Source organism: Nocardiopsis prasina DSM 43845 (assembly GCF_000341265.1).
Lineage (GTDB): Bacteria > Actinomycetota > Actinomycetes > Streptosporangiales > Streptosporangiaceae > Nocardiopsis > Nocardiopsis prasina.
In genome coordinates this window covers 79,940-105,777 of sequence record NZ_ANAE01000125.1, presented here as the reverse complement: position 1 = coordinate 105,777, position 25,838 = coordinate 79,940, and the positions used below count along the sequence as shown (strand labels likewise).

Below are 25,838 nucleotides of genomic sequence, written 5' to 3'. Positions count from 1 at the left end.
TCGGCGGGTACCAGGCAACCCTAGCCGCCGGTACGTAGCCTTGACCCATGGTGAGCAGCAACGCAGTCGATGTCGACGCCTATCTGGCGGAACTTCCCGAGGCCGACCGGGCCGCGCTGAGCGGGCTCCGGGACCTGTTCCGCGCCGAACTCCCGGGGTTCGAGGAGGTGATGGCGTACGGGATGCCCGCGTACCGCAGGGGCGGGGCACCGGAGGTGGCCTTCGCCCGTCAGAAGCGCCACGTCTCCGTCTACCTGATGCGCGAGGACGTCGCGGCGGCCCACGCCGACCGGCTCGCGGGCCAGGACACGGGCAAGGGATGCCTGCGTTTTCGCACCCCCGCGGCCGTCGACCTCGACCTGGTACGGGACCTGCTGCGGACCGTCGCCGCCACCCCGGGACCGAACTGCTGACACGCGGAAGGGCCGCCCCCACCCGTGGGTGGGGACGGCCCTTCACTCAGCCATCACTCGGGCCGGAGCCCGGCGAGGAGACCCTCAGGCCTCGCCGCCCGCGAGCTTCTCGCGGAGGGCGGCCAGAGCCTCGTCAGAGGCGAGCGCACCGCTGGTGGAGTCCGAGCCGGACGACGAACCGCCGGAGCTCTGCGCACCACCGGTGTAGTCCTCCTCGTCCTCCTCCACGGCAGGAGCGTTGGCGGCGTCGGCCTCGGCCGCACGCGCCTCCTCGACCTGCTTGCGGTGAGCCTCGAAGCGGGCCTGCGCCTCGGCGTAGCTGCGCTCCCACTCGTCGCGCTGGGCCTCGAAGCCCTCGAGCCACTCGCCGCTGTCCGCGTCGAAGCCCTCGGGGTACTTGTAGTTGCCCTGCTCGTCGTAGTCGGCGGCCATGCCGTACAGGGTGGGGTCGAAGTCCACCTGGTCGGGCGAGACGCTCTCGTTGGCCTGCTTCAGCGAGAGGCTGATGCGACGGCGGTCGAGGTCGATGTCGATGATCTTGACGAAGATCTCGGTGCCGACCTGGACGACCTGCTCCGGCACCTCGACGTGGCGCTCGGCCAGCTCGGAGATGTGGACCAGGCCCTCGATGCCCTCCTCGACGCGCACGAACGCACCGAACGGAACGAGCTTGGTGACCTTGCCGGGAACGACCTGACCGATCTGGTGGGTCCGGGCGAACTGCTGCCACGGGTCTTCCTGGGTCGCCTTGAGCGACAGGGAGACGCGCTCGCGCTCCATGTCGACGTCCAGGACCTCGACCGTGACCTCCTGGCCGACCTCGACAACCTCGCTCGGGTGGTCGATGTGCTTCCAGGACAGCTCGGAGACGTGCACCAGACCGTCGACGCCACCCAGGTCCACGAAGGCACCGAAGTTGACGATCGAGGAGACGACGCCCTTGCGGATCTGACCCTTCTGGAGGGTGTTGAGGAACGTCTGACGGACCTCGGACTGGGTCTGCTCCAGCCAGGCGCGACGGGACAGGACCACGTTGTTGCGGTTCTTGTCCAGCTCGATGATCTTCGCCTCGAGCTCGCGGCCGACGTAGGGCTGAAGGTCGCGGACGCGACGCATCTCGACCAGGGACGCCGGAAGGAAGCCGCGCAGGCCGATGTCGAGGATGAGACCACCCTTGACGACCTCGATGACGGTGCCGGTGACGACGCCGTCCTCTTCCTTGATCTTCTCGATCGTGCCCCAGGCCCGCTCGTACTGAGCGCGCTTCTTGGACAGGATCAGACGGCCTTCCTTGTCCTCCTTCTGGAGAACGAGGGCTTCGACCTGGTCGCCGACGGCAACGACTTCACCGGGGTCGACGTCGTGCTTGATCGACAGTTCCCGAGAGGGGATGACACCCTCGGTCTTGTAGCCGATGTCGAGCAAGACCTCGTCTCGATCGACCTTCACGATGGTGCCCTCGACGATGTCACCGTCGTTGAAGTACTTGATGGTCTCGTCGATCGCCGCGAGGAAGGCTTCCTCGGACCCGATGTCGTTGACCGCTACCTGGGGTGTCGAGGTGGCCTCGGTGCTGCTCGTCATTTGTGGGTGGACTCCGGATACGGACAGGAACAGGAAATGGGCACGCCGCAGGTTCGAGCCCGTCGATCCGCAGTCCAGAAGTAAGAAGCGAAGGTCACATGTACGGAACGAGCCGTCCGTGACCGCCAGCCGCCGGTCCAGAGTGGAGACCGAAGCGGTGCAACCCTCCTGCCCCCTATCGGAGACAGCGGACGCCCGCACGAACCCACAACGCTGACGCCAGAATATGAGACGTGAGCGCGCAGGTCAATCGGAATCCGGGAAGAGGGCACCGTACAAGGCTGTCGTGGCCGCAATTTACCCGAGCGGGGTGGGGAAGATCAACTAGCTCTTCAGCCATGTCTGCCAGGGCCTGACGCGCCCCGCGCGCCATCCGCGCGGGGCCGGGGCCGGACGTCCGGAAAAAAGTCCGAAACGTGTGGTTCGCTCGACGCTCGTCAGTCCATCGGAGGCCGCGAGCGCGACTTCTTCACGTCACTCCGTCGACGCTTGGCGTCCAGCCGGCGCCGCTTCGAGGCCCGGCTCGGCCGTGTGCCGCGCCGCTGCGGCGGCGGGGGCGCGATGGCCTCCGCGAGGATCGCGGCCAGCCTCTCCCGCGCCTCGGCCCGGTTGCGCACCTGGGAACGGTGTGTCTGCGCCGACACCGTGAGCACCCCGTCCACGAGGCGCCCGGACAGCCGCTCCAGGGCGCGGGCCCGCCGCGTGGCGCCCAGCGCCCGGCACGACGCCACGTCCAACGACAGCGACACCCGGGTGTCCGACGTGTTCACGTGCTGCCCGCCCGGCCCCGAGGACCGTGAGAACCGCCACGTCAACGCGTCGGCGGGAACGGTCACGGGTCCCACGGCCAGTCCGCCCGTGGTCTCTTCCTGCCCCGCCACCGTTCCCACCTCCGAGATCAGCGCCGCGCCCTAGTGCGCGGCGTCATGCCAGTTCTGCCCGCTGCCGACCGAGACGCCCAGCGGGACACGCAGATCATAGGCGGAGCCCATCTCGTGCGTCACGAGGTTTTCGACCGCCTCGCGCTCACCCGGAGAGACCTCCACCACGAGCTCGTCGTGCACCTGCAACAGCACCCGGGAGCGGAATCCTCCCTCGGTCAGCGCCGCGTCCACCTGGAGCATCGCCACCTTGATGATGTCGGCCGCCGACCCCTGGATCGGCGCGTTCAACGCCATCCGCTCCGCCATCTCGCGTCGCTGTCGGTTGTCGCTCGTCAGGTCCGGCAGGTAGCGCCGCCGCCCCAGGATGGTCTCGGTGTACCCCACCTTGCGGGCCTCGTCCACCACCTGGTTCAGGTAGTCGCGCACCCCGCCGAAGCTGGCGAAGTAGTCCTCCATCAGCCTCTTCGCCTCGTCCGGGGTGATCGCCAGCTGCTGCGACAGGCCGTAGGCGCTCAGCCCGTAGGCCAGCCCGTAGCTCATCGCCTTGATCTTGGACCGGGCCTCGCCGTCGACCTCCCCGACCTCGATGTCGAAGACCTGCGCCGCCATGTGCGCGTGGAAGTCGTACCCGCTGTTGAACGCGTCGATCAGCGCCCGCTCACCCGACAGGTGCGCCATGATGCGCAGCTCGATCTGGCTGTAGTCCGCCGTGAGCAGCTCCTCGTAGCCCTCACCGACCACGAACGCGCGCCTGATCCGCCGTCCGACGTCCGTGCGCACCGGGATGTTCTGGAGGTTGGGGTCGGTGGAGCTCAGCCGCCCCGTAGCCGCCACCGTCTGGTTGAACGTGGTGTGGATGCGGCCGTCGTCGGCGACCGTCTTGATCAGACCCTCGACCGTCGTGCGCAGCTTCGTCTGGTCCCGGTGGTGCAGCAGCACCCCCGGCAGCTCGTTCTCGGTCTGGGTCGCCAGCCACGCCAACGCGTCCGCGTCCGTCGTGAACCCCGTCTTGATCTTCTTCGTCCTGGGCAGTTCCAGGTCCTCGAACAGCACCTGCTGCAACTGCTTGGGCGAGCCCAGGTTGAACTCCCGGCCCACGATCTCGTGCGCCCGCTCCACCGCACCGCGCGCCGCCGAGGCGAACTCCCCCTGGAGACCCTCCAGGTACTCGCGGTCCGCGGCGATCCCCGCGCGCTCCAACCGCGCCAGCACGTCGACCAGCGGCAGCTCCACCTCGTGCAGCAGGTGCGTGCCGCCCCGCTTGTCGAGCTCCGCCACGAGCACGGCGGCCAGGTCACGGGTGGCGGCGGCCCGCACGGCCAGCCCGTGACCGCGCCCGCTGCCGCCCTGCTCCCCCAGGTCCAGGGCCATCTGGTCGCCGTCGGTGTCCTCCTCCAGCTCCCGGCCCAGGTACTTGCGGCACAGGTCGGCCAGGTCGAAGCGGCGCTGCCCCGGCTGCGCCAGGTAGGCCGCCAGGGCGGTGTCGCTGACCACCCCGTTCAGGTCCCAGCCGTGCGCGCCCAACGCCAGCAGCGCGCCCTTGTACTCGTGCACGGCCTTGGGCCGCCCGGAGTCCGCGAGGAAGGCGGCCAGCGCGTCGGTGTCGGCGGTGTCCAGCACGGTGGGGTCCACGTACAGCGAGGCCCCGCCCGGCACCGTGACGGCCAGGGCGTCCACCCGTCCGGTGCCCGCGCCCCAGGTCCCGTCGATCGCCAACCCGGCCGGGGCCTGGTCCGTCAGCGACTCGGCGGAGGCGTGCTCGATGATCCAGGCCGCCACCCCGCCGGTGGCCGCCATGGTCACGTCCACGGTGAAGCCCTCGACGGCCGCGCCCTCCTCGGCGCCCTCCTCGCCGCCGTCCGCGCGGATCACCGCGTACAGGCGCTCACGCAGGTTGGAGGCGAACTCCAGGTTGTCGAAGAGCGCGTCGACCCCGGCCCGGTCGGCCTCGCCCAGCCCCAGGTCCCGCACAGCCGTGTCCAGCTCCACGTCGGTGACCAGTTTGTTGAGCCTCTGGTTGCGCAGCACGTCGTCGAGGTGGTCGCGGAAGTTCTGCCCCGCCTTGCCCGGGACCTCGTCCGCGCGGGCCACCAACTCCTCCAGGGACCCGAACTTCGTGATCCACTTGGCGGCGGTCTTGGGACCCACCCCCGGCACCCCGGGGAGGTTGTCGGCCTTCTCCCCCACCAGGGCCGCGAGGTCGCGGTACCGCTCCGGGGTGACCCCGTACTTGTCCTCGACCGCCTCCGGGTCCATCCGGCGCATGTCCGACAGGCTCTTGCCCGGGTACAGGACCGTGCAGTCCTCGTTCACCAGCTGGAAGGCATCCCGGTCACCGGAGGCGATCAGCACCTCCATGCCCGCCTCGCAGCCCTGGTGCGCGAGGGTGGCGATCACGTCGTCGGCCTCGAAGCCGGGCGCGGACAGGTTCGCGACCCCGATCAGGCGCATCAGGTCCTGGGTCAGCGGCACCTGGGAGGGGAACTCCGGCGGGGTCTCCGACCGGCCGCCCTTGTACCCGTCGTACTCCTCGTCCCTGAAAGTGGGGCCCGAGAGGTCCCACGCCACCGCGACGTGCGTGGGCTCCTCGTCGCGCAGCAGCTTCACCAGCATGGAGGCGAAGCCGTACACGGCGTTGGTGGACTGCCCGGTACTCGTACCGAACTTCTCCACGGGGAGCGCGAAGAACGCGCGGAAGGCCATCGAGTGGCCGTCCAGGAGGAGCAGCCGGGCGCGCCCGCCGTCGGCCCGGGATGTCTGTTCAGGGGTCTCTCGCTTGGTCACCACAGAACGAATCCTAGGATGCGCTACGGACAGCCCGCGGCCATCACCACGGGAACACCTCCCCGCACCGGTCGGTTCGACCGGTTACGGGGCCACCTGACCGGATCGGAAGGCAACACCATGACCACAGACGCCGAGGGCCTGCGCGAACTCATGGACTCCGGGGCGCTCTCCGGCGGCCTGGGCCAGAGCATGGGCATCGAGATCACCGAGGCCTCCGCCGAGCGCGTCGTGGGCCGCATGCCGGTCGAGGGCAACCGCCAGCCCTTCGGGCTGCTGCACGGCGGCGCCTCGTGTGTGCTCGCCGAGTCCCTGGGATCGATCGGCTCCACCCTCCACGCACAGGGGTTCGGCCGCGTCGCCGTGGGCATCGAGATCAACGCGACCCACCACCGGTCCGCCACCGAGGGGCACGTCACCGGGGTGGCCACCCCGGTCCACCTGGGCCGCACCCTCGCCACCTGGGACATCACCATCACCGACGACCGGGGCCGGAAGGTCTGCACCTCGCGTCTGACCTGCATGCTGCGCGACGCCCCCCAGTAGAGAAGCCCGGACGGCGGGGCGCCCCCGCGCCCCGCCGTTGGACACCCGCCACCGGGGATGAAGCCCGGCTAACGACGGCCCCCGTCACTCCGAACACTGGACGAACCGGCACCCCACGCCCTCACACCACGACAACCAGTCATCACATCCCCCCACCACACCATGCATCCGTCCAGTCACGCCCGGCCACACGGCTACAGAGTCATAACGAGCAGAAGGCGACTGAGACGCAACCGCTCCCCGCTGCTTCCGCCGGAACCCGATACCGGATTAAGCTCCGCTAACGCTCCTGATTAAGTCATGCCACACATAACGGGCAACAGGACGCAACAGAGCTATCGGCACGGCTGCGCAAGATCAGCCGGTTGAACGGAGTGACCACGAACATGGCAAGCAAGAAGTTCCTGAGCCTCACTGCCGCAACCGCGGCCCTCGTGCTCGGACTGACCGCGTGTGGCAACGGGGACGGCGGCGACAGCGCCGACGGAGGAGAGGGCTCCGGCGAGGAGTTCACCTTCGGCATCCTCTACCCCCAGACCGGCAGCCTGGCCTTCCTGGGCCCGCCCCAGGTCACCGCCGCGAAGTACGCCATCGACGAGATCAACAAGGCCGGCGGCATCCTCGGCACGGACGTCCCCGCCATCGTCGAGGCGGACGAGGCCGGTGACGCCGCCCAGGCCAACCAGGCCGCCAACGACCTCGTCTCCGCCGACGTCAACGCCGTCATCGGCGCCGCCGCCTCCGCCATGACGCAGGCCAGCTACGACACCGTCACCGCCGCCAGCATCGTCCAGTGCTCCGGCTCCAACACGGCGCCCGACCTGAGCGAGATCGACGACAACGGCTTCTTCTTCCGCACCGCCCCCAGCGACCTCCTCTCCGGACCGGTCCTGGCCCGCCAGATGGTCGACGACGGCGCCTTCGACGTCGCCGTGGTCGCCCGCGCCGACGACTACGGCGACGGCTACCGCAGCGCCGTGGAGGCCGAGCTCGAGGCCCTCGGCGCGAACGTGGTCGCGACCGAGAACTACGACCCCGACGCCACCAACTTCGACTCCGTCGTCAACTCCGTCTCCAGCGCCGACCCCGACGCCGTCGCCCTGATCTCCTTCCAGGAGGGCGCCCAGGTCATCGCCGAACTCATCGAGTCCGGCATCACCGGCGACCAGCTCTACATCACCGACGGCCTCAACGACCCCGAGCTCGGCGACACCGTCAACTCGGACGACCCCGACGTCGTCACCGGCGTCACCGGCGTCGCCCCCGGCGCGGACAACCCCGAGTTCAACGAGGGCCTGCGCGCCTTCGACTCCGAGCTCGACGTCTTCCAGTTCGCCCCGCAGGTCTTCGACTGCGTCACGGCGATCGCCCTGGCCGCCGAGTCCGCCGGATCCGTCTCGCCCGCCGACTACGTCGAGCACCTCCCCGAGATCAGCCGTCCCGACGGCACCGAGTGCGGCAGCTTCGAGGAGTGCCGCGACCTCCTCAACGACGGCGAGGAGATCGACTTCCAGGGCACCAGCGGCAACATCGACTTCGACGACAACGGCGACCCCACCTCCGCCACCTTCGAGGTCTTCCACTTCGGTGACGACGGCTACGAGACCCTCGGCTTCGAGGAGTACTCCGTCGACGAGTAACGACGGATGACACCGCCTCCCGCCCGGGGGTCACCACGACCCCCGGCGGAGGCGCCGTCCGCCACACACCACGCGAACCGTCCGGGGGTGCGGGGCACCAGCCCCGCACCCCCGGACCCGTCCGAACACGACCACCGCGAGACCCCCGGCACGGCCGCACCCCGCGCGCCGTGCCTCGTCGTACACGGGCCAGGCGGCCGCACAGCGGCACCGCACGCACCGGGGCCCGACGCCCACGCGTCCAACCCCGGACGCACCACGCCACTCGAACGGACGACCACGCCATGCCCACCCACAGGGCCCTCGCCCTCCCAGCGGCAGCACTCGCCGTCAGCCTCGCCCTCACCGCCTGCGGCGCCCTGGACCTCGGAGACGAGACCGCGGACGACACCGGTTTCACGTTCGGCCTCCTCTACCCGCAGACCGGCAACCTGAGCTTCCTCGGCCGACCCCAAACCGCCGCCGTCGACTACGCCATCGACCAGATCAACGACGCGGGCGGCATCCTCGGCGCCACCGTCCCGCCGCCGGTCGTGGCGGACGAGGCCGGAGACGCCGCCCAGGCCAACCAGGCCGCCAACGACCTCGTCACCGCCGACGTCAACGCCGTCATCGGCGCCGCCGCCTCCGTGATGACCCAGGCCAGCTACGCCACCGTCACGGGCGCCGGGATCGCCCAGTGCTCCGGCTCCAGCACCGCTCCCGACCTCACCAACGTCGACGACAACGGCTACTTCTTCCGCACCGCCCCCAGCGACCTCCTCGCCGGACCCGTCCTCTCCCAGCGCATCGTCGACGACGGCCACCTCGACGTCGCCGTCATCGCCCGCGCCGACGACTACGGCAACGGCTACCTCAACGCCGTCGAGGCCGAACTCAACGCCCTCGGCGTCAACGTCGTCCTCACCGAGACGTACGACCCCGACGCCACCAACTTCGGTGCCGTCATCAGCTCCACCGTCACCTCCGGGGCCGATGCCGTCGCCCTCATCTCCTTCCAGGAGGGCACCCAGCTCATGGCCGCCCTCATCGAGAGCGGCACGGAGAGCCAGTTCTACCTCACCGACGGCCTCAACGACCCCGACCTGGAGGCGACCATCGGCGCCGCCTCCACCAACGCCGTCACCGGCACCACCGGTGTCGCCCCCAGCGCCGACAACCCCCAGTTCAACGAGGACCTACGCGCCTTCGACCCCGAACTCGACGCCTTCCAGTTCGCCCCGCACATCTTCGACTGCGTCACCACCATCGCCCTGGCCGCCGAGTCCGCGGGCTCCACCGACCCCACCCAGTACGTGGACCACGTCGCCGAGGTCACCCGCCCCGAAGGCACCGAGTGCACCTCGTTCGCGGAGTGCCGCGACCTCCTCGCCGACGGCCGGTCCATCGACTACCAGGGGATGAGCGGCAACATCGACCTCGACGACAACGGCGACCCCACCTCCGCCACCTTCGAGATCTTCCACTTCGGCGAGGACGGCTACGAGATCCTCGAATACGTCGAGTACACCAACGACTGAGCCCGCACCCCCCGCACCGGGCACGGCACACACCGGGCACACGAAAGGGGGCGGGACCCGCGACGGGTCCCGCCCCCACACACGCCCTGATCAGCCCTTCGCGAGCGTCCCCAGGTACAGCTCGATCACGTTCGGATCGTTCAGCAGGTCCCGACCCGACCCCGTGTACGCGTTCCGGCCCTGGTCCAGCACGTACCCGCGGTCACAGATCTGGAGACACCGCCGCGCGTTCTGCTCGACCATGACGACCGAGACCCCGGCGGCGTTGACCTCCTTCACCCGCTGGAAGACCTCCTCCTGGTAGATCGGCGACAACCCCGCGGTCGGCTCGTCCAGCAACAGCACCGACGGGTCCATCATCAGGGCCCGGCCCATGGCCACCATCTGACGCTGACCACCCGACAGCGAACCCGCCTTCGCCCGACGCCGGTCCGCGAGCAACGGGAACAACCCCGCCACCACCTCGAACCGCTCCGAGAACGACCTCGGCCGCAGGAACGCCCCCATCTGGAGGTTCTCCTCGATCGTCAGGGACGGGAACACGTTGCGCGTCTGCGGGACGTAACCCACGCCCCGCTCCACCAACGAGTGCGCCGCCAGCCCCGCGATGCTCGAACCCCGCAGCGTCAGACCGCCCTCACGCACCGGGATCAGACCGAAGATCGTCTTGATCAGCGTCGACTTGCCCGCGCCGTTCGGACCGATGATCGCCACGACCTCACCCTCGGTGAGAGTCAGCGTGCACCCGTTCAGGATGTTCACCCCGGGTACGTAGCCGGCCACCAGGTCCCGGGCCAACAGCAGGTAGTCGTCCGGACCACCCACCTCGAGCGACTCCGCCCGGGCCTGCTCCAGCACCTCCTCGCGGTGCTCCTGCACGGCCGCGGCCTCCTCAGCCTCCTCCGGAACCTCCTCCGGCTCCGGACGGACCCCGCCGTTCCCCTCACTCATCGCCACTCCCCTGGGTCTCACCCTCGACCTCCTGGGCACCCAGGTAGGCGTCGATCACCTGCTGGTTGGACCGGATGTCCGAAGGACGCCCCTCCGCGATCACCTGGCCCTGGGCCAGCACCACGATCCAGTCACTGATGCCCATGATCACGTCCATGTCGTGCTCCACGAACAGGACCGTCTTGCCCTCGTCACGCAACGACGTGATGTGGTGCAACAGGGACTGCACCAACGCCGGGTTCACACCCGCCATCGGCTCGTCCAACATGATCATGCTCGGATCGGTCATCAGCGCGCGAGCCATCTCCAACAGCTTGCGCTGACCACCCGACAGAGCGCCCGCCATGTCCCGGCGCTTGTCGATCAGCTTGAACCGCTCCAACAGGTCCAGGGCCTTCTCGGTGTTGACCTTCTCTTGGCGGCCCCACACCGGACGCAGGAACGCCCCCGCCATGCGCTCACCCGTCTGACCCGGAGCGCCCAACAACATGTTGTCGAGCACCGTCATCCGCGTGAGCGCCTTGGTCAGCTGGAAGGTCCGCACCATCCCGGCCCGGGCCACCTGGTGACCCCGACGACCGTTGATCCCGCGACCCTCGAACGACCACTGGCCGCCGTCGACCCGGTCGAACCCCGTCAACAGGTTGAACAGGGTGGACTTGCCCGCACCGTTCGGACCGATCAGCGCCGTGATCGTCCCCCGCTGCACCTCCAGGTGCTCCACGTCCACGGCGGTCAGACCGCCGAAGGAACGCTTCACCCCGTCAGCCACCAGGATCGGATCCGGCTTGGCCGAACCCGGCTCCGGGACCGCCCCGGCCATCCGGTCGACCTCGACATCCGCCCCGGAGGCGTTCACCTCGTCACTTGACATTGATCAACATCTCCTTGCGGTCACCGATCAGGCCCTGCGGCCGGAAGACGATCAGCAGCACCAGCAGCACACCGACGAACGCCAGCTGGATGGCGCCGAAGTCCGGACCCGACAGGAACGGCAGGTAACCCTCACTGCCCAACCCGCGCAGCAGCTTGTCCGTGAAGTTCATCAGGAACCAGAACACCATCGACCCGACGATCGGACCCAGGACACGGCCCGCACCGCCCAGCAGCAGGATCACCCACAGGAAGAACGTCACCTGCGGCTTGAACTGGTCCGGCGCGATCGCACCCTGGTGCACCGCCATCATGCAACCGGCCAGCGAACCGATCAGGCCGCCCAGGACCAGCGCCTGCATCTTGTACGCGAAGACGTTCTTGCCGAGGCTGCGCACCGCGTCCTCGTCCTCGCGGATGCCCTTCACCACGCGGCCCCACGGGCTGTGGATCAGCGCCCAGGTCAGCGCCGCCATCAGCGCCACCAGACCCCACGTCACCGTCATCATCCACATGTGGTTGCCGCTGAACGAGAACGAACCGATCCCGTAGCGGCCGGCCGGGTCGAACAACCCCAGCGCCTCGTTCCACTGACGGAACTCCGTGGACAGGTTCTGCAACCCGTAGACACCGTTGGTCAGCGGCTCGGCGAAGCCCGCCCGGTACACCAGCCGCAGCACCTCGGCCGCGGCGATCGTCGTGATCGACAGGTAGTCCGCCCGCAACCGGAGCGTCGGGATACCCAACAACAGCGCCAACACCACCGCGCAGGCCAGGCCCACCAGGAACCCGACCAGCAACGGCAGCTCGAACACCGCGACGCTGATACCGACGCCGTAGGCGCCCACCAGCATGAAGCCGACCTGACCGAAGTTCAGCAACCCCGCGTAACCGAAGTGCATGTTCAGGCCGATCGCGGCCAGCGCGTAGATCGCGGCCACCGGTCCCACCGCGGATCGGGCGGACTCGGCGAGGATCAAGAAAATATCCATCGTCTACCTCTCCTAGCCGACCCGCTCGCGCCGACCGAGCAGGCCCTGGGGCCTGATCAGCAGCATGAGGATCATCAGGGCCAGAGCCCACGCTTGCATGAGCTGTGCGGGGAACCACAGGGTGGACAGCATCGCCACCAAGCCCACGGCGATGCCGCCGACCATCGCGCCGTAGGCCGTACCCAGGCCGCCCAGGATCACCGCGGCGAACATGAGCAGCAGCAGACGGAAGCCCATCTCGTAGTCCACGACCTGGTTCAGGCCGAAGAGCACACCGCCCAGGGACGCCAGGCCGCCGCCGAGGAACCACACGTACAGCGTCACCCGGTCGACGTCGATGCCCGACGACTCCGCGAGGTCCCGGTTGTCCGAGACCGCGCGCATCGCCTTGCCGATGCGGGTGAACTGGAGCATGCAGGCCACGAGCACCAGCACCACGATCGCGACGGCCATGATCACCAGGTCGCGCGGGGGCATGGAGATCGGACCGAAGTGCACCATCTCCTGCACCTGGAACCCGGCGTACCGGCGCCGGTTGGCTCCGAAGAGCACCAGCAGCACGTGCCGCAGGACCAGGGCCAGGCCGATGGAGACGATGAACATCTGGATCAGGGCGACGTTGCGCCTGCGCAGCGGACGCCACAGATAGCGCTCCATCGTGCTGCCCAGCACACCGCCCATGATCACCGCGATACCGGCCGCCGCCCACAGCGGCACCTGCCAGCCGAGGTCGTCCCCGAGCACGCCCATGAGCGTCGCCAGCGCGATACCGCCGAAGACCGAGGACCACTGGAGGACGATCAGCGTCGTCCGGTTGAGCCGGTGCTCCAGGAAGGCGCCCAACAGGACGGCGATCCCCAGACCGGCGAAGATCGCCAGCAGGGAGTTGCCCAGTCCCGCGGCGCCGGTACTGAACAGCAGGGCCATCATCGCGCCGAAGGTGACCATGTCACCGTGCGAGAAGTTGATGACCTGCGTCGTACCGAAGATCAGTGAGAGGCCGATCGCGGAGATCGCGATGACCAGGCCGAACAGCAGACCGGCCGCGGTGAGCTGCGCGAAGCGCTCACCGAACCCGCCGCTGACGCCCTCGACCGCCACGGACTCGTCCTCGGCGGCCGCGTCCTCCTCCGTGTCCTCGGTCGCCTCGGCGTCCGGGGAGGGGGAGCTCTCGTCCTGGCCGCCCGCGGAGTCGCCCGGGTTCTCCAACCCGATGAGGAGCAGCCGCTGCTGGCCGGACTCGACCTCAACCTGGGCCTCACCCTCTGCCATGAGGGACGTCTCGCGTACGGCGAACTCGCTGGGGACGGACTCCTGGTCCACCACTACGCGGTAGTCGCCCGGTCCGGGCAACTCCACTTCCCACATTCCATCAGAGTCGGTTTCCACCGCATCGATCTCGTCGTCACCCTGGAGGACCGTGATCAGGATGCCCTCGACACCCTGGTCCCGGTCGTCCGGCTGACCGATCTGACCGTGCAGCGTCTCACCGCCCTGTTCGTCTGCCGTCGCCGCCGCCCCGGGGATCACCAGGAATGCGGTGATCAGGGCGAGCAACACGGTCACGAGGCGTGTGCGCACGCGCGCTCCTTGCGCATCTGAGGTTGGCGGCACCCGAATGGAAGGCATTCGAGGGCCGCTGTCCTTTAGCTGTTCGGTGCGGTGAGTTTAGCCCGATTTATGCCGGTCATTCAGTGTCGCTTAAACCACGTGACCCAACCGTCACCCCATCGTGCGCAACCGAGATCTAACCGGTACTGGATGCGCGTTGACCCTGGACACTCGGACACGTTCCGGAGCCGAAACCTGTCAATCTGTAGGCTCCTCGGCCGGGGGCACCCGAGACACACGAAGGGGCCGCACCCGTTCGGGTACGGCCCCGGTTCAGGGCTGCGGCGGTCGGTCCGTCAGGAGGACTGTCCCCCGAGCGTCTCGACGACGGTCTCGGCGACCTTGCGCATGGTCAGCCGGCGGTCCATGGAGTTCTTCTGGATCCACCGGAACGCCTCGGGCTCACTCATCCCGTGGCGGGTCTGGAGCAGGCCCTTGGCCTGCTCCACGAGCTTTCGGGTCTCCAGTCGCTCCTGGAGGCTGCCGACCTCGGCCTCCAGCGCGGCCAACTCGGCGTAGCGCGAGGTGGCCATCTCGATCGCCGGCACCAGGTCCGACTTGCTGAACGGCTTGACCAGGTAGGCCATGGCCCCGGCCTCGCGGGCCCGCTCCACCAGCTCCCGCTGGGAGAAGGCGGTCAGGATCACGACCGGGGCGATGCGCTCCCCGGCGATGCGCTCGGCGGCCGACAGGCCGTCGAGCACCGGCATCTTGATGTCGGTGATCACCAGGTCGGGTTTGAGCTCCTGGGCAAGCCGAATGGCGGCCTCACCGTCGCCAGCCTCCCCGACGACGGCGTAACCGTCCTCTTCGAGCATCTCCTTGAGATCCAGGCGAATCAGGGCCTCGTCTTCCGCGATCACCACACGGCTCTGCGTCCTCGTCACGTACACGAGGTTACCGAGATCCGCTAGTATGCTGACCGTTGGCCCCGGCAATGCGCGTCAATCGTGACTCCACCGTTGACGGAGCGTCGCCCCGGGAGGCCGAACAGGCAAACCGGACAATCGGAACCAACAACTCAAACGCCCCGATAGACCAACCGGCAGAGTCAATGGTCTCAAACACCATCAAGTGTGGGTTCGAATCCCACTCGGGGCACCAGCAGCCACCCCCACGGGTGGCTTTTCTGCGTTCGAAGCCATCCGGGAATGTCCGAGGCGTGAGTGAACATGCACCGTATGTACTCACCGCATGTCAGGCGCGAGGCCGTCTCCCTCATCGATTCCGGAATCTCCTGCGCGGAGGTCAGCCGTCGGACGGGCATCAACCGGTCCACGCTTCGGACGTGGATCCTCGACCGTTCACTCGTGGACAGGTACGTCGGCACCGACCTGTGTCCCCGGTGTGAACCCGTACCCGCCCCACCCCGACGAACGGATGCGTACGGGTACCTCCTGGGCCTCTACCTCGGCGACGGGTGTCTCACCCCGGCCGGAGACCCCACGAAGGGGGTCTGGCGGCTGCGTGTCATGTGCTCCGACACCTGGCCCGGACTCATAGAACTCTGCGCGGGGAGTATGGCCGCGATCCGCCCCGACCACAGGGTCTCCCGGGTCCCCTCCACGGGGTGCACCGAGGTGCACAGCAACTGGAAGCACTGGCCCTGTCTGTTCCCCCAACACGGGCCGGGCAAAAAACACGACCGCACCATCGCTCTGGAGCCCTGGCAGGCCGCCATCGTGAACCAGCATCCCGAAGCCCTGATACGCGGCCTCATCCACTCGGACGGTTGCCGGGTGATCAATCGGATACGCAGGAAGCGACGGAACGGGGAGACGGTGCACTACGAGTACCCGCGCTACCACTTCACGAACTCCTCGACGGACATCGTGGGGGTGTTCACCGACGCTCTGGACCGGTTGGACATCGCGTGGAAGGTCCACGTGATCAGGCAGGAACCGCGCTACCGGGACAAACACGTCGTTTCGGTGTCCCAGCGGGACGCGGTGGCGCGGATGGACGCGTTCGTGGGGCCCAAGTACTGAGGACGCCCGAGCACCCGTGGGGCACGGGCGGGCGGGGCTACTCCTCACCCCGCCAGCGCCTGAGGTCCTCCTCGGTGATCTCCTGCATCGGTGTGGGCTGGGTGATGCGGAGGTGGTTGCCGAAGGGGTCGCGCAGGGCGCAGTCGATGCCGTAGGGCTGCTGGGTCGGTTCCTCGGTGAACTGGACTCCTCGCGCCCGCAGGGTGTCGTAGGTGGCCTGGCAGTCGTCGGTGTTGATGATGGCGGCGACGCCGAGGGCGCCCTTGGTGAGGAGTTCGCGGACCTGGGCGCCGTTCTCGTCCTGGGAGGGCACCTCCAGGAGGATGTGGCGGTCCGGGTCGGCGGGCAGGGTGATGGTGAGCCACCGCATGAATCCCATGTCGACGTCGTCGCCGACCTCGAAGCCGAGTTTGCCGACGTAGAAGTCGAGGGCCTCGTCCTGGTCGAGGACGGTCACGGAGTGGATGGCGATCTGTGTGAGCATGCCTCAACGCTACGTCTGAGCTGGTCTGTTGTTCCTCTACGGCACGTCAGTTTCGGGTCTGGTCAGGTGGCGCGGAGGTGGTCGCGGAGGGTGCGGGCGGCGCGTCCGATGAGGGCTTCGGCGGCGGGTTGGTGGCGGGCGGGGACGGAGGAGGCGGTGAGGGCGGCGATGGCGTAGGCCTCGCCTCCCCTGTGTTCGACGACGCCGACCTCGTGGCGGTGGTTGAGGACGCTGCCGGTCTTGGAGGACCAGGTGCTGGCGTCGGTGCTGAACTCGGGGGCGAGGCGGTGGCGGATGACGTTGTCGGCCATGAGGGAGCGCAGGCGGGCGGCGGTGTCGGGGTGGATGGTGGTGGGTTTCCACAGGGCCTGGAGGAGGTCGACGTGGGCGCGGGCGGAGCCGGAGTTGGCGCGGGTGACGTCGAGTTGGGGGATGCGGTGTCCGCGTCCGGCGCTGGCCGCCTGGATGGCGAGGGTGTGGGCGAGGTGGGTCTCGTCGGGGGCGAGGCGTTCGGCGGGGGTTTCGTTGAGGTCGCGGACGCGGTGGCGGACGGTGATGCCGTGGATGCCGTGGGCGCGGAGGACGTCGGTGGTCCGTGCGGGTGGGGTGAGGTCGAAGAGGGTGTCGGCGGCGACGTTGTCGCTGAGGCACATGGCGAGGTAGAGGAGGTCGTCGACGGCGACGGTGGCGGGGTGGCGGAAGCGGCCGAGGCCGATGGGGCCGGTGGTGGGGCCGCCGGGTTCGACGCGGACGGGGGTGGTGCCGTCGAGTTCGCCCTGGTGGAGGCGTTCGAGGGTGGCGAGGGCGAGGGGGATCTTGACGAGGGAGGCGGTGGCGTACTCGGTGTCGGGGTCGATGCCGATCTCGTGGCCGGTGTTGAGGTCGCGGACGAGGAGGGAGGCCTGGAGTCCGGCCTGTTCGAGTTCGGTCTGGAGTCGTTGGGTGATCACGGGGTGGCTCCGAGGCATTGGGCGATGTGTGGGTGCAGGTGTGTGCGGAGTGTCTCGGACTGTTCTCCGGTGGCGGTGTAGGTGCGGGTGGGTTGGATCTCTCCGATGGGGCGCCAGTGGAGGTTGAGGTCGTCGGCCTGGCGGGGTGAGCAGAGGAGGAGGTCGTGGGTGGTGAGGATCTCGGCGGTGGCGGTGGTGAGGGTGGTGGCGCGGGTGATCTGGGTGGGTTGGAGGCCGATTGTGTCGCCGGTGTGGGTGAGCGGGTCGCGGATGTGGGGGGTGTCGTCCTCGGGCTGGATCCAGAGGCGGCGGGGCGGGGTGGTGTCGTCGCGGTGGGGGCGGAGGGTTTCGAGGTAGTGGGTGTTGGCGTGGGGAGGGTGGTGGGTGGCGAGGCCGAGGGGGACGGTCCAGTGCGCGCGGTCGGGTGGGACGGCGGTGATGGCGGTGCGGACCTGTCGGGTGTGGAGGAGTTCCTCGCGTTGGGCGGGTGGCGCGGGGTGGGGGTCGAGGTGGAGGTCGTGGCGGCGGGCCTGGGCGGTGAGGTGGGCGAGGTCGTGGGTGGTGCAGGTGGCGGGGACGGCGAGGCGCAGGGGTGTGCGGCGGGCCTGGGCGGCGTCGTGTTCGAGGGTGTGGGCGAGGTCGACGAGGCGTCGTGCGGTGGGCAGGACGGTGTGGCCGAACTGGGTGAGGGTGGCGCGTCGTGTGGTGCGGTCGAAGAGGGGTGCGCCGAGGTGTTTCTCCAGGGCGGCGATGCGGCGGCTGGCGACGGGTTGGGGGATGCGCGCGGCGGCGGCTCCGAGGGTGAAGCTGCCTCGGTCGCTGACGTGGATGAAGGCGGTGCAGGCTCCGACGAGGTCCATGGTCTGAGCTTATGTCGAAATAGCATGGGTGTGGCTGTTTGTGTCTTGGACAGCATGGGTGGTGGTTGGTGAGACTGCGGGGGCGGGTCGGTTCTGGCTCGCCTCTCTTCTGATTCCTGTTCCTTTGGGGGCTTTCGTGGGCTTTGCTGTGCGCGGTGTGTGGTGGCGCGGTTTCGTTGCGTCGGTGGCGTTGGTGCCTCTGGTGGGGTGTGGTGCTGCCGAGGGTGCGGGGGGCACGGGTACGCCCGCGGAGTCGGCTTCGGTGACGGTGGACTTCGAGGCGGAGTTCGAGGCCCTGGAGGAGGAGTTCGACGCCCGGTTGGGTGTGTACGCGTTGGACACGGGATCGGGCGAGGAGGTGGCGTTCCAGGAGGGTGAGCGGTTCGCGTTCGCCTCGACGTTCAAGGCGTTGTTGGCGGGGGTGGTGTTGTCGGGGAACTCGTTGGAGGAGATGGAACGGGTGGTGACCTTCGACGAGAGTGTGCTGGTGCCGCACTCGCCGGTGGTGGAGGAGCACCTGGAGTCGGGGATGTCGTTGTTGGAGCTGTGTGACGCGACGGTGCGCTTCAGCGACAACGCGGCGGCGAACCTGTTGTTGGAGGAGATCGGCGGCCCGGAGGGGTTCGGTTCCGCGTTGGAGGAGCTCACCGGCGACGACGTGACCAACCCGGTGCGGTGGGAGCCGGACCTCAACGAGGCCGTTCCGGGTGACGAGCGCGACACGAGCACCCCGGAGGCCCTGGCGGGGAGCCTGGAGGCTTTCACTCTGGGCGAGGTCCTGCCGGAGGACCGCCGTGAGGTGCTGGTGGATCTGCTGGTGCGGAACACGACGGGTGACGATCTGATCCGTGCGGGTGTGCCGGAGGGCTGGGTCGTGGGCGACAAGACCGGTGGCGGAGGTCACGGGACGCGTAACGACATCGCGGTGCTGTGGCCGGAGGAGGGCGAGGGCGACCCGATCCTGCTGGCCGTGCTGTCGAGCCGTGACGTCGAGGACGCGGAGTACGACGACGCGCTGGTCGCGGAGGCGACCGAGGTGGTCGTGGAGGCCCTGGGCTAGGGGGTTTTCGGCGGTTGTCGCGGGGGTTCTGGCCGGGTCGGGACAGACTGGCCAGAACCTCTGTAACTACCCGACCTATTCGACCCCAAATAGGCCTTTTGTCATTTTATGTAGCTACAAGCTGGCTGAACCGGTCACATCACGGCCACAACCTGAGCACAACCCGTGGGTTCGGTCGCCTGGAAGCCGTCGCGTCCCTGATCCTTGATGGCGGAAAGCCCAGTCGGATCGGGCACGCAGCGAGAGAGGGGCGACGGTTGTTGACCGCGGTGGCCGGGGTGATCGGCGCGCTGGTGATCGGGGCCTGGGTCGTGGTGGCCTGGGGTTCCCGGCGTCGGCAGCCGTGGTTGTGGACCCCGGTGGCCCTGCTTGCGGTCCTGCTCGTCGCGGTGGACCTGCCAGGCTGGTCGTTCCTTCCCCTGCTGGTCCTGGCCGCGGGTTCCTTCGCCGAGTTGGTGGTGGGCTCGCGTGAGTCGCCGACGATCCGGACCAAGGACCCCGAGGCCCCGTTGAGCACCGAACGCTGGGCCGCCGCGGCGGCGGCCCCGTTCCGTGTGGCGCTGGCCGAGCCCTGGGACGTGGTGGCGCGGCCGAGTCTGCGCCGCCGGTACCGGCGGATGCTGGAGCGCCAGTGGTCGGTGGTGGACCGGGAGTCCCTGCTGGCCGCGGTCGACACCCTGTTGGCGGGGCTGCACCAGGGGCCGAGCCTGGACCTGGCGGTGGACCTGCGCGCGGGCACGGCCCGGTCGCGGCTGCCCCTGGACCAGGGCGGGCTGGACACCGGCGAGACCGTGGAGCTGTCTCCGGAGCAGGTGGCCCGGCTGCGGTCGGTCACGCGCGTGACCGAGGCCGACGAGACGGTGATCATCGGCGCCTACCAGTGGTGGAAGTCGGTGCACGTCATCCGGTTGGTGTGCGGCGGGGCGACCCTGGACTGGCTGAGCCCGGTGGAGACGCAGACGCTGCTGCGGCGGGTGGCCTCCGACCTCCAGCGCCGTTACTCGTCGTGGGGACAGCTGTCCACGGCCTTCCACGCCGGTTACCTGCTCTGGCCGGACAAGGGCGTGGACGGTGACCCGGTGGAGTTCGACCGGCCGGACGCCGACCGTGTGTGGGTGGCACTGGGTCTGTTGGACGAGGACCCGAGGAGCCCCTGGAACCTGTTGCCCTGGGACATGCCGTTGGACCGGGTGACCTTCGAGGGCGGGGTCTCCTCCCACCAGGAGCAGTGATCCCCGGGGAGCAGTGACCCCGGAGAGCCGTCGTGGCGCTTCCGCGTGCTCCGGCGCACGCCCCTCCCCCGCGTCGGCCCGACCCCGGACATGACATCGGCCGCACCGGTCGGCCCGGAGAGGTCGGCGCGGCTCAGTACGCCTTCCCCCGGGCCGGACCTGATGCGGCCCGTCAGGTGGCGCCCGGTCGGGGCGCCCGTTCACGCGTCAGCTGGTTCAGCTGGTACCGAGGGCGACGGCGTCGCCGAGTCGGTGGACACGCAGGGAGTTGGTGGAACCGGTGGTTCCGGGCGGGCTGCCGGCGACGATGACGACCTTGTCGCCCTTGTGGTAGTCGCCGAGCTGGAGGAGCTCGTTCTCGACCTGGCGGACCATGTCGTCGGTGTTGTCGACCCACGGGACCTGGTTGCTCTCGGTGCCCCAGGTCAGGCAGAGCCTGCCCCGGGTCTCGGCCTCGGTGGTGAAGGCCAGGAGCGGGATGGGTGAGCGGTAGCGGGCCAGGCGCCGGGCGGTCTCACCGGACATGGTGAAGGCGACCAGGGCCTTGGCGCCGACGGTGGCGCCGATCTCGGCGGCGGCGCGGGCGATGGCCCCGCCGGTGGTCTCCGGCACCCGGTTGAGGATGTGCGAGGCGCGCAGGGACTCCTGCTCGGCGGCGCTGACGATGCGCGCCATGGTCTCGACGGTCTCGATGGGGTACTGGCCGACACTGGTCTCGCCGGAGAGCATGACGGCGTCGGCGCCGTCGAGGACGGCGTTGGCGACGTCGGAGGCCTCGGCCCGGGTGGGTCGGGGCGCGCTGATCATGGACTCGAGCATCTGCGTGGCGACGATGACCGGCTTGGCCTTGTCGCGACAGCGTTCGACGGCGCGCTTCTGCACCATCGGGACGTTCTCCAGGGGCAGTTCGACACCGAGGTCGCCTCGGGCGACCATGACGCCGTCGAAGACCTCGATGATGTCCTGGAGGCGCTCGACCGCCTGGGGCTTCTCGATCTTGGCGATGAGGGGGACGGTGACGCCCTCCTCGTCCATGATGCGGTGGCACTCCTCGGCGTCCGCGGGGCTGCGGACGAAGGAGAGGGCGACCATGTCGACGCCCTGGGCGAGGGCCCAGCGCAGGTCGGCCTCGTCCTTGTCGGTGAGGGCGGGCACGCTGACGGCGACTCCGGGGAGGTTGAGTCCCTTGTGGTTGGAGACGGTGCCGCCGAAGATGACGCGCGTGTGGACTTCGGTGCTGGTGGTCTTGGTGCACTCCAGCACGACGCGGCCGTCGTCGATGAGGACGCGGTCGCCGGGGCGGACGTCGCTGGGAAGCCCCTTGTAGGTGGTGGAGACGCGCTGGCGGTCGCCGGGCACGTCCTCGATGGTGATGGTGAACTCGTCGTCCGCGGCGAGTTCGACGGGTCCGTCGGGGAAGGTTCCCACGCGGATCTTGGGTCCTTGGAGGTCCGCGAGGACCCCCACTGCTCGGTTGGCGTCCGCCGCGGCCTGCCTGAGATTGGCGAGGCTGGCGCGGTGGTCGTCGTGGGTTCCGTGGCTGAGGTTGAGACGGGCGACGTCGAGGCCCGCGTCGACGAGGCGCCGGAGTGTCTCCGGGCTCGATGTGGCGGGGCCAAGGGTCGCAACGATTTTTGCTCGACGTGTCACGACTATCACTTTAGAGCGTCTGGGGGATGGAGTGGTCTAAACCAGGTTGCGAATACACGTATCTGAGGTGGAGTTGGGGCGAACGTGGTGACCCTGCGTAAGGGGTGTTGGATGTGGGCGCGGCCGTGGAGCCGTGTTCGGTGTCTGACGGAGGGGTTGTCGGTGTTCGATCGTTCTGTGGTGGAGTCCGCTCTGGTGGCGGAGGTCATGGCGCTGGAGGGGGTCCTGCTGGGCCTGTCGGAGGCCGAGGTGGTGTTGCCCACACGGTGTGTTCCGTGGGACGTGGCGGCGTTGTCGGTGCACACCGCGGGTTCGTTGAACCAGGTGCTGGTGGCCCTGGACCAGGGTCGGCCGGGCGTGTCGGAGGGGTTGGTCTCGGCGGCGGGGTACTACGTGCCCGAGGTGCGGTTCTCGCCGGAGGTGAACGCGGCGCGTGTGGAGGGCGCGGTGGAGCGGGCGGCGCGGCGTGAGGACGCGGCGGAGCCGGGCCGGGTGCTGGGCGGGATCTGGGACGCTCTGGCGGGGCGTCTTCCGGGTGAGCCGGCGGACCGGCGGATCGTGACGCGGCACGGGGACCCGATGCTGTTGACGGACTACCTGGTGACCCGGGTGGTGGAGTTGGCGCTGCACGGGTTGGACCTGGCGGACGCGCTGGGCCGTGAGCCGTGGACGTCGGGGGCCGCGTTGGACGTGCTCCGCGGGGTGCTGTTCGGGTCGGTGGACCCGGAGGAGCTGCGGCGGGTGCTGCCGGAGGGGGTGGGTCCCCGGGGCCCGTCGTGGGCGGCGGTGCGCGCGGTGACGGGGCGGTCGGACTCCGAGGTGGACCGGGCGGCGTTGGCTGCGGCCGGGGTGCGTCTGCTGGCTCTGGGCTGAGCCGGGTCTCGGTGCCGTGGGCGGCGGTCCGCTCCTGCTGATCGCCGCCCCCCTGTCGGCCCGCTCCCCCGCGCGGGTCCCTCAGCCGGCGCGGCGGGGGCGGGGCAGGTCGGGCTGCACGTGCCCGTAGGCCCGCAGGATGCGCAGCCGCTGGATGGTGCGCATGCCCTCGCGTTCGAGGGTGGCGACGGTGTCCCAGTCGTCCCAGCACGCGTCCCAGCCCCCGTCGGGGCGCTGCTGGTCCTCGAAGGCCTGGAGGTTGCGTTCGATCTCCTGGTCGGTGAAGAGCGGCCGGGCGATGTGGCCCGGGTGTGAGGCCAGGTCCAGCGGCGTGTGGACGTGCCCGGTGGCCCGGGGGTGGACGTCGATGACGGCGCGGATCATGTGGGAGAGGTGGTTCATCGCGACGATGGCACGGGGGCGGTCCGGGACGTGCTGGAGGAAGCAGCAGATGCCGATGGCCTCGTGCGGGTTGGTCCACTTGAGCGAGTCGACGTGCTTCCAGCAGAAGGCCGTGGCGTGGTCGCGCCAGGGGTGGGTGATGTTGTTCTTGTGGAGGAGCCCGGTGATCATCGCGGTGATGTCGAGCCGGCTCCCGAAGTCGTGGTTGTGGCGGTACCAGGGCGCGGACGCGGTGTAGCGGGCGTTGGGGAGCGAGGTCGGGAGCCCGCCGTCGTCGTTGCTGACGGTGGCGAGGTACCGGCAGACGCCGGCTCCGATCTGGTCGGGGACGGGGCCGAGTTCGTCGAGGTAGCGCAGGGCGATCTCGGTGGCCACGGGCTGGCTGGCGTGGCCCCTCAGGTCGGGGTCGAGTCCGTTGCCGTAGCCGCCGTCGAGGTTGCGGTAGGCGGAGAGTGTGGCGCGGACCGGTTCGGCTGGTCCGCTCTGGAAGAGGTAGGCGAAGCGGTGCCGGTCGACGAGCCGGGCGCTGCGCATGGTGAAGTGTTCTGCTGCGCGGTACGAATCCCAGGTCACAACGGTCATAATTCGACGGTACGGCGGGGTCTGGGCAGGGAGAACAGTGTGGCCCTGATCCATTCGCGATCTTTACGCGGCGTTCTCGGGGCGCTTGCGTTGGCGGTGCAGGTAAAGCGCTCCGGCCCAGGACACGGCGACGCTCAGGGCCACCAGAAGCTGCGCTGTGAGGAGGTGCTCGGCGGGGTAGATGACGCCGGTGAGGTAGTGCGCGATGAACCCCTCGGGCGGGAGCCCGGCCTGTCCGGCGTTCCGGCGGCCCCAGTCCTCCACATGGGTGAGGGGGCACTGCCAGCCGATGACGGTGATGCCCAGGCCGTAGAGGGCGATGGCCAGGTGGGGCCAGAACAGGCGGGGCCAGCGCCAGGCCGGGAAGCCGCCGAGCGCGACGTAGGCGAGGAAGACCAGGTGCAGGACCATGGCCCCCTCACCGATGACGCGGTACACCATGGCTCGATGGTAGGGGGAGGGCCGGGCGCGGGGACAGGCCCCCGCGCCCGGGTGGTGGTCTCCTACACGAGCGGGCGCTCGGTGGGCGGGATGGCCACGGGCAGGACGGTGTCCTGGGTGAGGTGGCGGTCCACCCCGGCGGCGGCCGAGCGGCCCTCGGCGATGGCCCAGACGATGAGCGACTGGCCCCGGCCCATGTCCCCGGCGCAGAAGACGCCGTCGACGGTGGTCCGGTAGTCGGCGTCGCGGACCACGTTGCCGCGGCCGTCGAGTTCGACGCCGAGCTGGTCGAGCAGGCCCTCCTTCTCGGGGCCGACGAAGCCCATGGCGAGGGTGACGAGGTCGGCGGGGATCTCGCGCTCGGTGCCCTCGACCGGTTCGAAGCCGTTGGAGCCGCGCTTGACCTCGACCAGCTTCAGGGCGCGGACGTTGCCCTCCTCGTCCCCGAGGAACTCCAGGGTGTTGACGGAGTAGATCCGCTTGCCGCCCTCCTCGTGGGCGCTGGTGACCTTGTACAGCATCGGCATGGTGGGCCAGGGCTGGTGATCGGGGCGCGTGGTGGGGGGCTTGGGCATGATCTCCAGCTGGGTGACCGAGGCGGCCCCCTGCCGGTGGGCGGTGCCGACGCAGTCCGCGCCGGTGTCGCCGCCGCCGATGACGACGACGTGCTTGCCCTCGGCGTGGATGGGCGCGCGGTCGAGGTCGCCCTCCTGCACCCGGTTGGCCAGGGGCAGGTACTCCATGGCCTGGTGGATGCCGTTGAGTTCGCGGCCGGTGGCGGGCAGGTCGCGCCACTTGGTGGCGCCGCCGGTGAGGACGACGGCGTCGTGGTCGGCCCGGAGCTGGTCGCCCGTGACGTCCACGCCGACGTTGACGCCGGTGCGGAAGGTGGTGCCCTCCGCAGTCATCTGGGCGAGGCGGCGGTCGATGTGCCGCTTCTCCATCTTGAACTCGGGGATGCCGTAGCGGAGCAGGCCGCCGACGCGGTCGGCGCGCTCGTAGAGCGTCACGTCGTGTCCGGCGCGGGTGAGCTGCTGCGCGGCGGCCAGTCCGGCGGGGCCGGAGCCGACGACGGCGACCGTCCGGCCGGTGCGGTGGGTGGGGGGCAGGGGCTTGACCCAGCCCTCCTCCCACGCGCGGTCGATGATGGAGACCTCGACGTTCTTGATGGTCACGGCGGGCTGGTTGATGCCGAGCACGCAGGCGGACTCACAGGGCGCCGGGCAGAGGCGCCCGGTGAACTCGGGGAAGTTGTTGGTGGCGTGCAGCCGTTCGATCGCCTCGGCCCAGTCGTGCGTGTACACGAGGTGGTTCCACTCGGGGATGAGGTTCCCGAGGGGGCATCCGTTGTGGCAGAAGGGGATGCCGCAGTCCATGCAGCGCGAGGCCTGCTTGGTGACGGTTCCTCGGTCGAAGTCCTCGTGGACCTCGCGCCAGTCCTGGATGCGGACGTCGACGGGGCGGTGCTTGGGGAGCTCGCGCTCGGTGATCTTCAGGAAACCCTTGGGGTCAGCCATG

Annotated in this window: 23 protein-coding genes and 1 tRNA gene; 9 read left to right on the top strand and 15 right to left on the bottom strand. The window is 69.4% G+C overall.

Translation table 11 applies throughout. The annotated features are described in order from the left end of the window. The first annotated feature begins 47 nt into the window (after positions 1–47). On the top strand, positions 48–413 hold the full coding sequence (locus tag D452_RS0112965) for an iron chaperone (protein WP_017544579.1): 366 nt from the start codon (positions 48–50) through the stop codon (positions 411–413). An 84-nt stretch (positions 414–497) separates the two neighbouring features. On the opposite strand, the gene rpsA is transcribed toward D452_RS0112965, so the two are convergent. The 3 genes from rpsA to polA form a co-directional block, all read right to left on the bottom strand. Next, the gene (rpsA, locus tag D452_RS0112960) at positions 498–1,997 is read right to left on the bottom strand and encodes a 30S ribosomal protein S1 (RefSeq protein WP_017544578.1); all 1,500 of its coding nucleotides are present in this window, start codon (positions 1,995–1,997) and stop codon (positions 498–500) included. A gap of 437 nt (positions 1,998–2,434) precedes the next feature. After that, positions 2,435–2,878, bottom strand: coding sequence for an alternative ribosome rescue aminoacyl-tRNA hydrolase ArfB (gene arfB, locus D452_RS0112955; RefSeq protein ID WP_026129261.1), 444 nt, complete (start codon positions 2,876–2,878; stop codon positions 2,435–2,437). 30 nt (positions 2,879–2,908) lie between these two features. Next, a complete protein-coding gene (polA, locus tag D452_RS0112950; RefSeq protein WP_026129260.1) occupies positions 2,909–5,668 on the bottom strand; it encodes a DNA polymerase I in 2,760 nt (919 codons plus the stop codon). Between the two features lie 117 nt (positions 5,669–5,785). On the opposite strand from polA, the gene D452_RS0112945 reads away from it, so the two are divergent. The 3 genes from D452_RS0112945 (at position 5,786) to D452_RS0112935 (ending at position 9,371) form a co-directional block, all read left to right on the top strand. After that, positions 5,786–6,211, top strand: coding sequence for a PaaI family thioesterase (locus tag D452_RS0112945; protein WP_026129259.1), 426 nt, complete (start codon positions 5,786–5,788; stop codon positions 6,209–6,211). A gap of 386 nt (positions 6,212–6,597) precedes the next feature. After that, the gene (locus D452_RS0112940; RefSeq protein ID WP_017544573.1) at positions 6,598–7,851 is read left to right on the top strand and encodes an ABC transporter substrate-binding protein; all 1,254 of its coding nucleotides are present in this window, start codon (positions 6,598–6,600) and stop codon (positions 7,849–7,851) included. Positions 7,852–8,135: 284 nt separating this feature from the next. Then, on the top strand, positions 8,136–9,371 hold the full coding sequence (locus D452_RS0112935) for an ABC transporter substrate-binding protein (RefSeq protein WP_017544572.1): 1,236 nt from the start codon (positions 8,136–8,138) through the stop codon (positions 9,369–9,371). Between the two features lie 90 nt (positions 9,372–9,461). Here the strand turns inward: D452_RS0112935 and D452_RS0112930 are convergent, their stop codons facing one another. The 5 genes from D452_RS0112930 to D452_RS0112910 form a co-directional block, all read right to left on the bottom strand. Then, a complete protein-coding gene (locus D452_RS0112930; RefSeq protein WP_017544571.1) occupies positions 9,462–10,322 on the bottom strand; it encodes an ABC transporter ATP-binding protein in 861 nt (286 codons plus the stop codon). Next, positions 10,315–11,196 (bottom strand): ABC transporter ATP-binding protein, encoded by an 882-nt coding sequence (locus D452_RS0112925; protein ID WP_026129257.1) that lies wholly within the window; start codon positions 11,194–11,196, stop codon positions 10,315–10,317. The genes D452_RS0112930 and D452_RS0112925 overlap by 8 nt, the downstream gene beginning before the upstream one ends. Then, positions 11,186–12,187 carry a branched-chain amino acid ABC transporter permease gene (locus tag D452_RS0112920; protein ID WP_026129256.1) on the bottom strand — a complete coding sequence of 334 codons (1,002 nt, stop codon included), beginning with the start codon at positions 12,185–12,187 and terminating at the stop codon, positions 11,186–11,188. Before D452_RS0112920 ends, D452_RS0112925 begins: the two co-directional genes overlap by 11 nt. Before the next feature lie 12 nt (positions 12,188–12,199). Further along, positions 12,200–13,768, bottom strand: a complete 1,569-nt coding sequence (locus D452_RS0112915) for a branched-chain amino acid ABC transporter permease (RefSeq protein ID WP_017544568.1) — start codon at positions 13,766–13,768, stop codon at positions 12,200–12,202. Positions 13,769–14,094: 326 nt separating this feature from the next. Next, entirely contained in the window at positions 14,095–14,664 is a 570-nt protein-coding gene (locus D452_RS0112910) for an ANTAR domain-containing response regulator (protein ID WP_017544567.1), read from the bottom strand. Between the two features lie 161 nt (positions 14,665–14,825). Here D452_RS0112910 and D452_RS0112905 point away from each other — a divergent pair. Continuing rightward, positions 14,826–14,902 (top strand) — tRNA-Leu (locus D452_RS0112905). A gap of 77 nt (positions 14,903–14,979) precedes the next feature. Then, the gene (locus D452_RS0112900; RefSeq protein ID WP_017544566.1) at positions 14,980–15,786 is read left to right on the top strand and encodes a transposase; all 807 of its coding nucleotides are present in this window, start codon (positions 14,980–14,982) and stop codon (positions 15,784–15,786) included. A 37-nt stretch (positions 15,787–15,823) separates the two neighbouring features. Here D452_RS0112900 and D452_RS0112895 read toward each other — a convergent pair whose 3' ends face one another. The 3 genes from D452_RS0112895 to D452_RS0112885 form a co-directional block, all read right to left on the bottom strand. Further along, on the bottom strand, positions 15,824–16,270 hold the full coding sequence (locus D452_RS0112895) for a VOC family protein (RefSeq protein WP_017544565.1): 447 nt from the start codon (positions 16,268–16,270) through the stop codon (positions 15,824–15,826). 62 nt (positions 16,271–16,332) lie between these two features. After that, complete coding sequence (locus D452_RS0112890; RefSeq protein WP_017544564.1) at positions 16,333–17,220, bottom strand: serine hydrolase; 888 nt, start codon at positions 17,218–17,220, stop codon at positions 16,333–16,335. After that, positions 17,217–18,080, bottom strand: coding sequence for a LysR family transcriptional regulator (locus D452_RS0112885; protein ID WP_017544563.1), 864 nt, complete (start codon positions 18,078–18,080; stop codon positions 17,217–17,219). The genes D452_RS0112890 and D452_RS0112885 overlap by 4 nt, the downstream gene beginning before the upstream one ends. A 136-nt stretch (positions 18,081–18,216) precedes the next feature. Here D452_RS0112885 and bla point away from each other — a divergent pair, with 136 nt between their 5' ends. After that, a complete protein-coding gene (gene bla / locus D452_RS0112880; protein ID WP_239646376.1) occupies positions 18,217–19,140 on the top strand; it encodes a class A beta-lactamase in 924 nt (307 codons plus the stop codon). 257 nt (positions 19,141–19,397) lie between these two features. Next, on the top strand, positions 19,398–20,372 hold the full coding sequence (locus D452_RS0112875) for a DUF1266 domain-containing protein (protein ID WP_026129254.1): 975 nt from the start codon (positions 19,398–19,400) through the stop codon (positions 20,370–20,372). Between the two features lie 216 nt (positions 20,373–20,588). Here the strand turns inward: D452_RS0112875 and pyk are convergent, their stop codons facing one another. Further along, on the bottom strand, positions 20,589–22,022 hold the full coding sequence (gene pyk / locus D452_RS0112870; protein ID WP_026129253.1) for a pyruvate kinase: 1,434 nt from the start codon (positions 22,020–22,022) through the stop codon (positions 20,589–20,591). 162 nt (positions 22,023–22,184) lie between these two features. Here pyk and D452_RS0112865 point away from each other — a divergent pair, with 162 nt between their 5' ends. Then, positions 22,185–22,895, top strand: coding sequence for a maleylpyruvate isomerase N-terminal domain-containing protein (locus tag D452_RS0112865; RefSeq protein WP_026129252.1), 711 nt, complete (start codon positions 22,185–22,187; stop codon positions 22,893–22,895). Positions 22,896–22,976: 81 nt separating this feature from the next. Here D452_RS0112865 and D452_RS0112860 read toward each other — a convergent pair whose 3' ends face one another. From D452_RS0112860 to D452_RS0112850, 3 genes are all read right to left on the bottom strand, one after another. Continuing rightward, positions 22,977–23,870 (bottom strand): prenyltransferase/squalene oxidase repeat-containing protein, encoded by an 894-nt coding sequence (locus D452_RS0112860; protein ID WP_017544558.1) that lies wholly within the window; start codon positions 23,868–23,870, stop codon positions 22,977–22,979. A 72-nt stretch (positions 23,871–23,942) separates the two neighbouring features. Then, positions 23,943–24,320 (bottom strand): DUF2784 domain-containing protein, encoded by a 378-nt coding sequence (locus D452_RS0112855; protein WP_017544557.1) that lies wholly within the window; start codon positions 24,318–24,320, stop codon positions 23,943–23,945. A 62-nt stretch (positions 24,321–24,382) separates the two neighbouring features. Continuing rightward, positions 24,383–25,837 carry a glutamate synthase subunit beta gene (locus D452_RS0112850; protein ID WP_017544556.1) on the bottom strand — a complete coding sequence of 485 codons (1,455 nt, stop codon included), beginning with the start codon at positions 25,835–25,837 and terminating at the stop codon, positions 24,383–24,385. Position 25,838 lies beyond the last annotated feature (1 nt).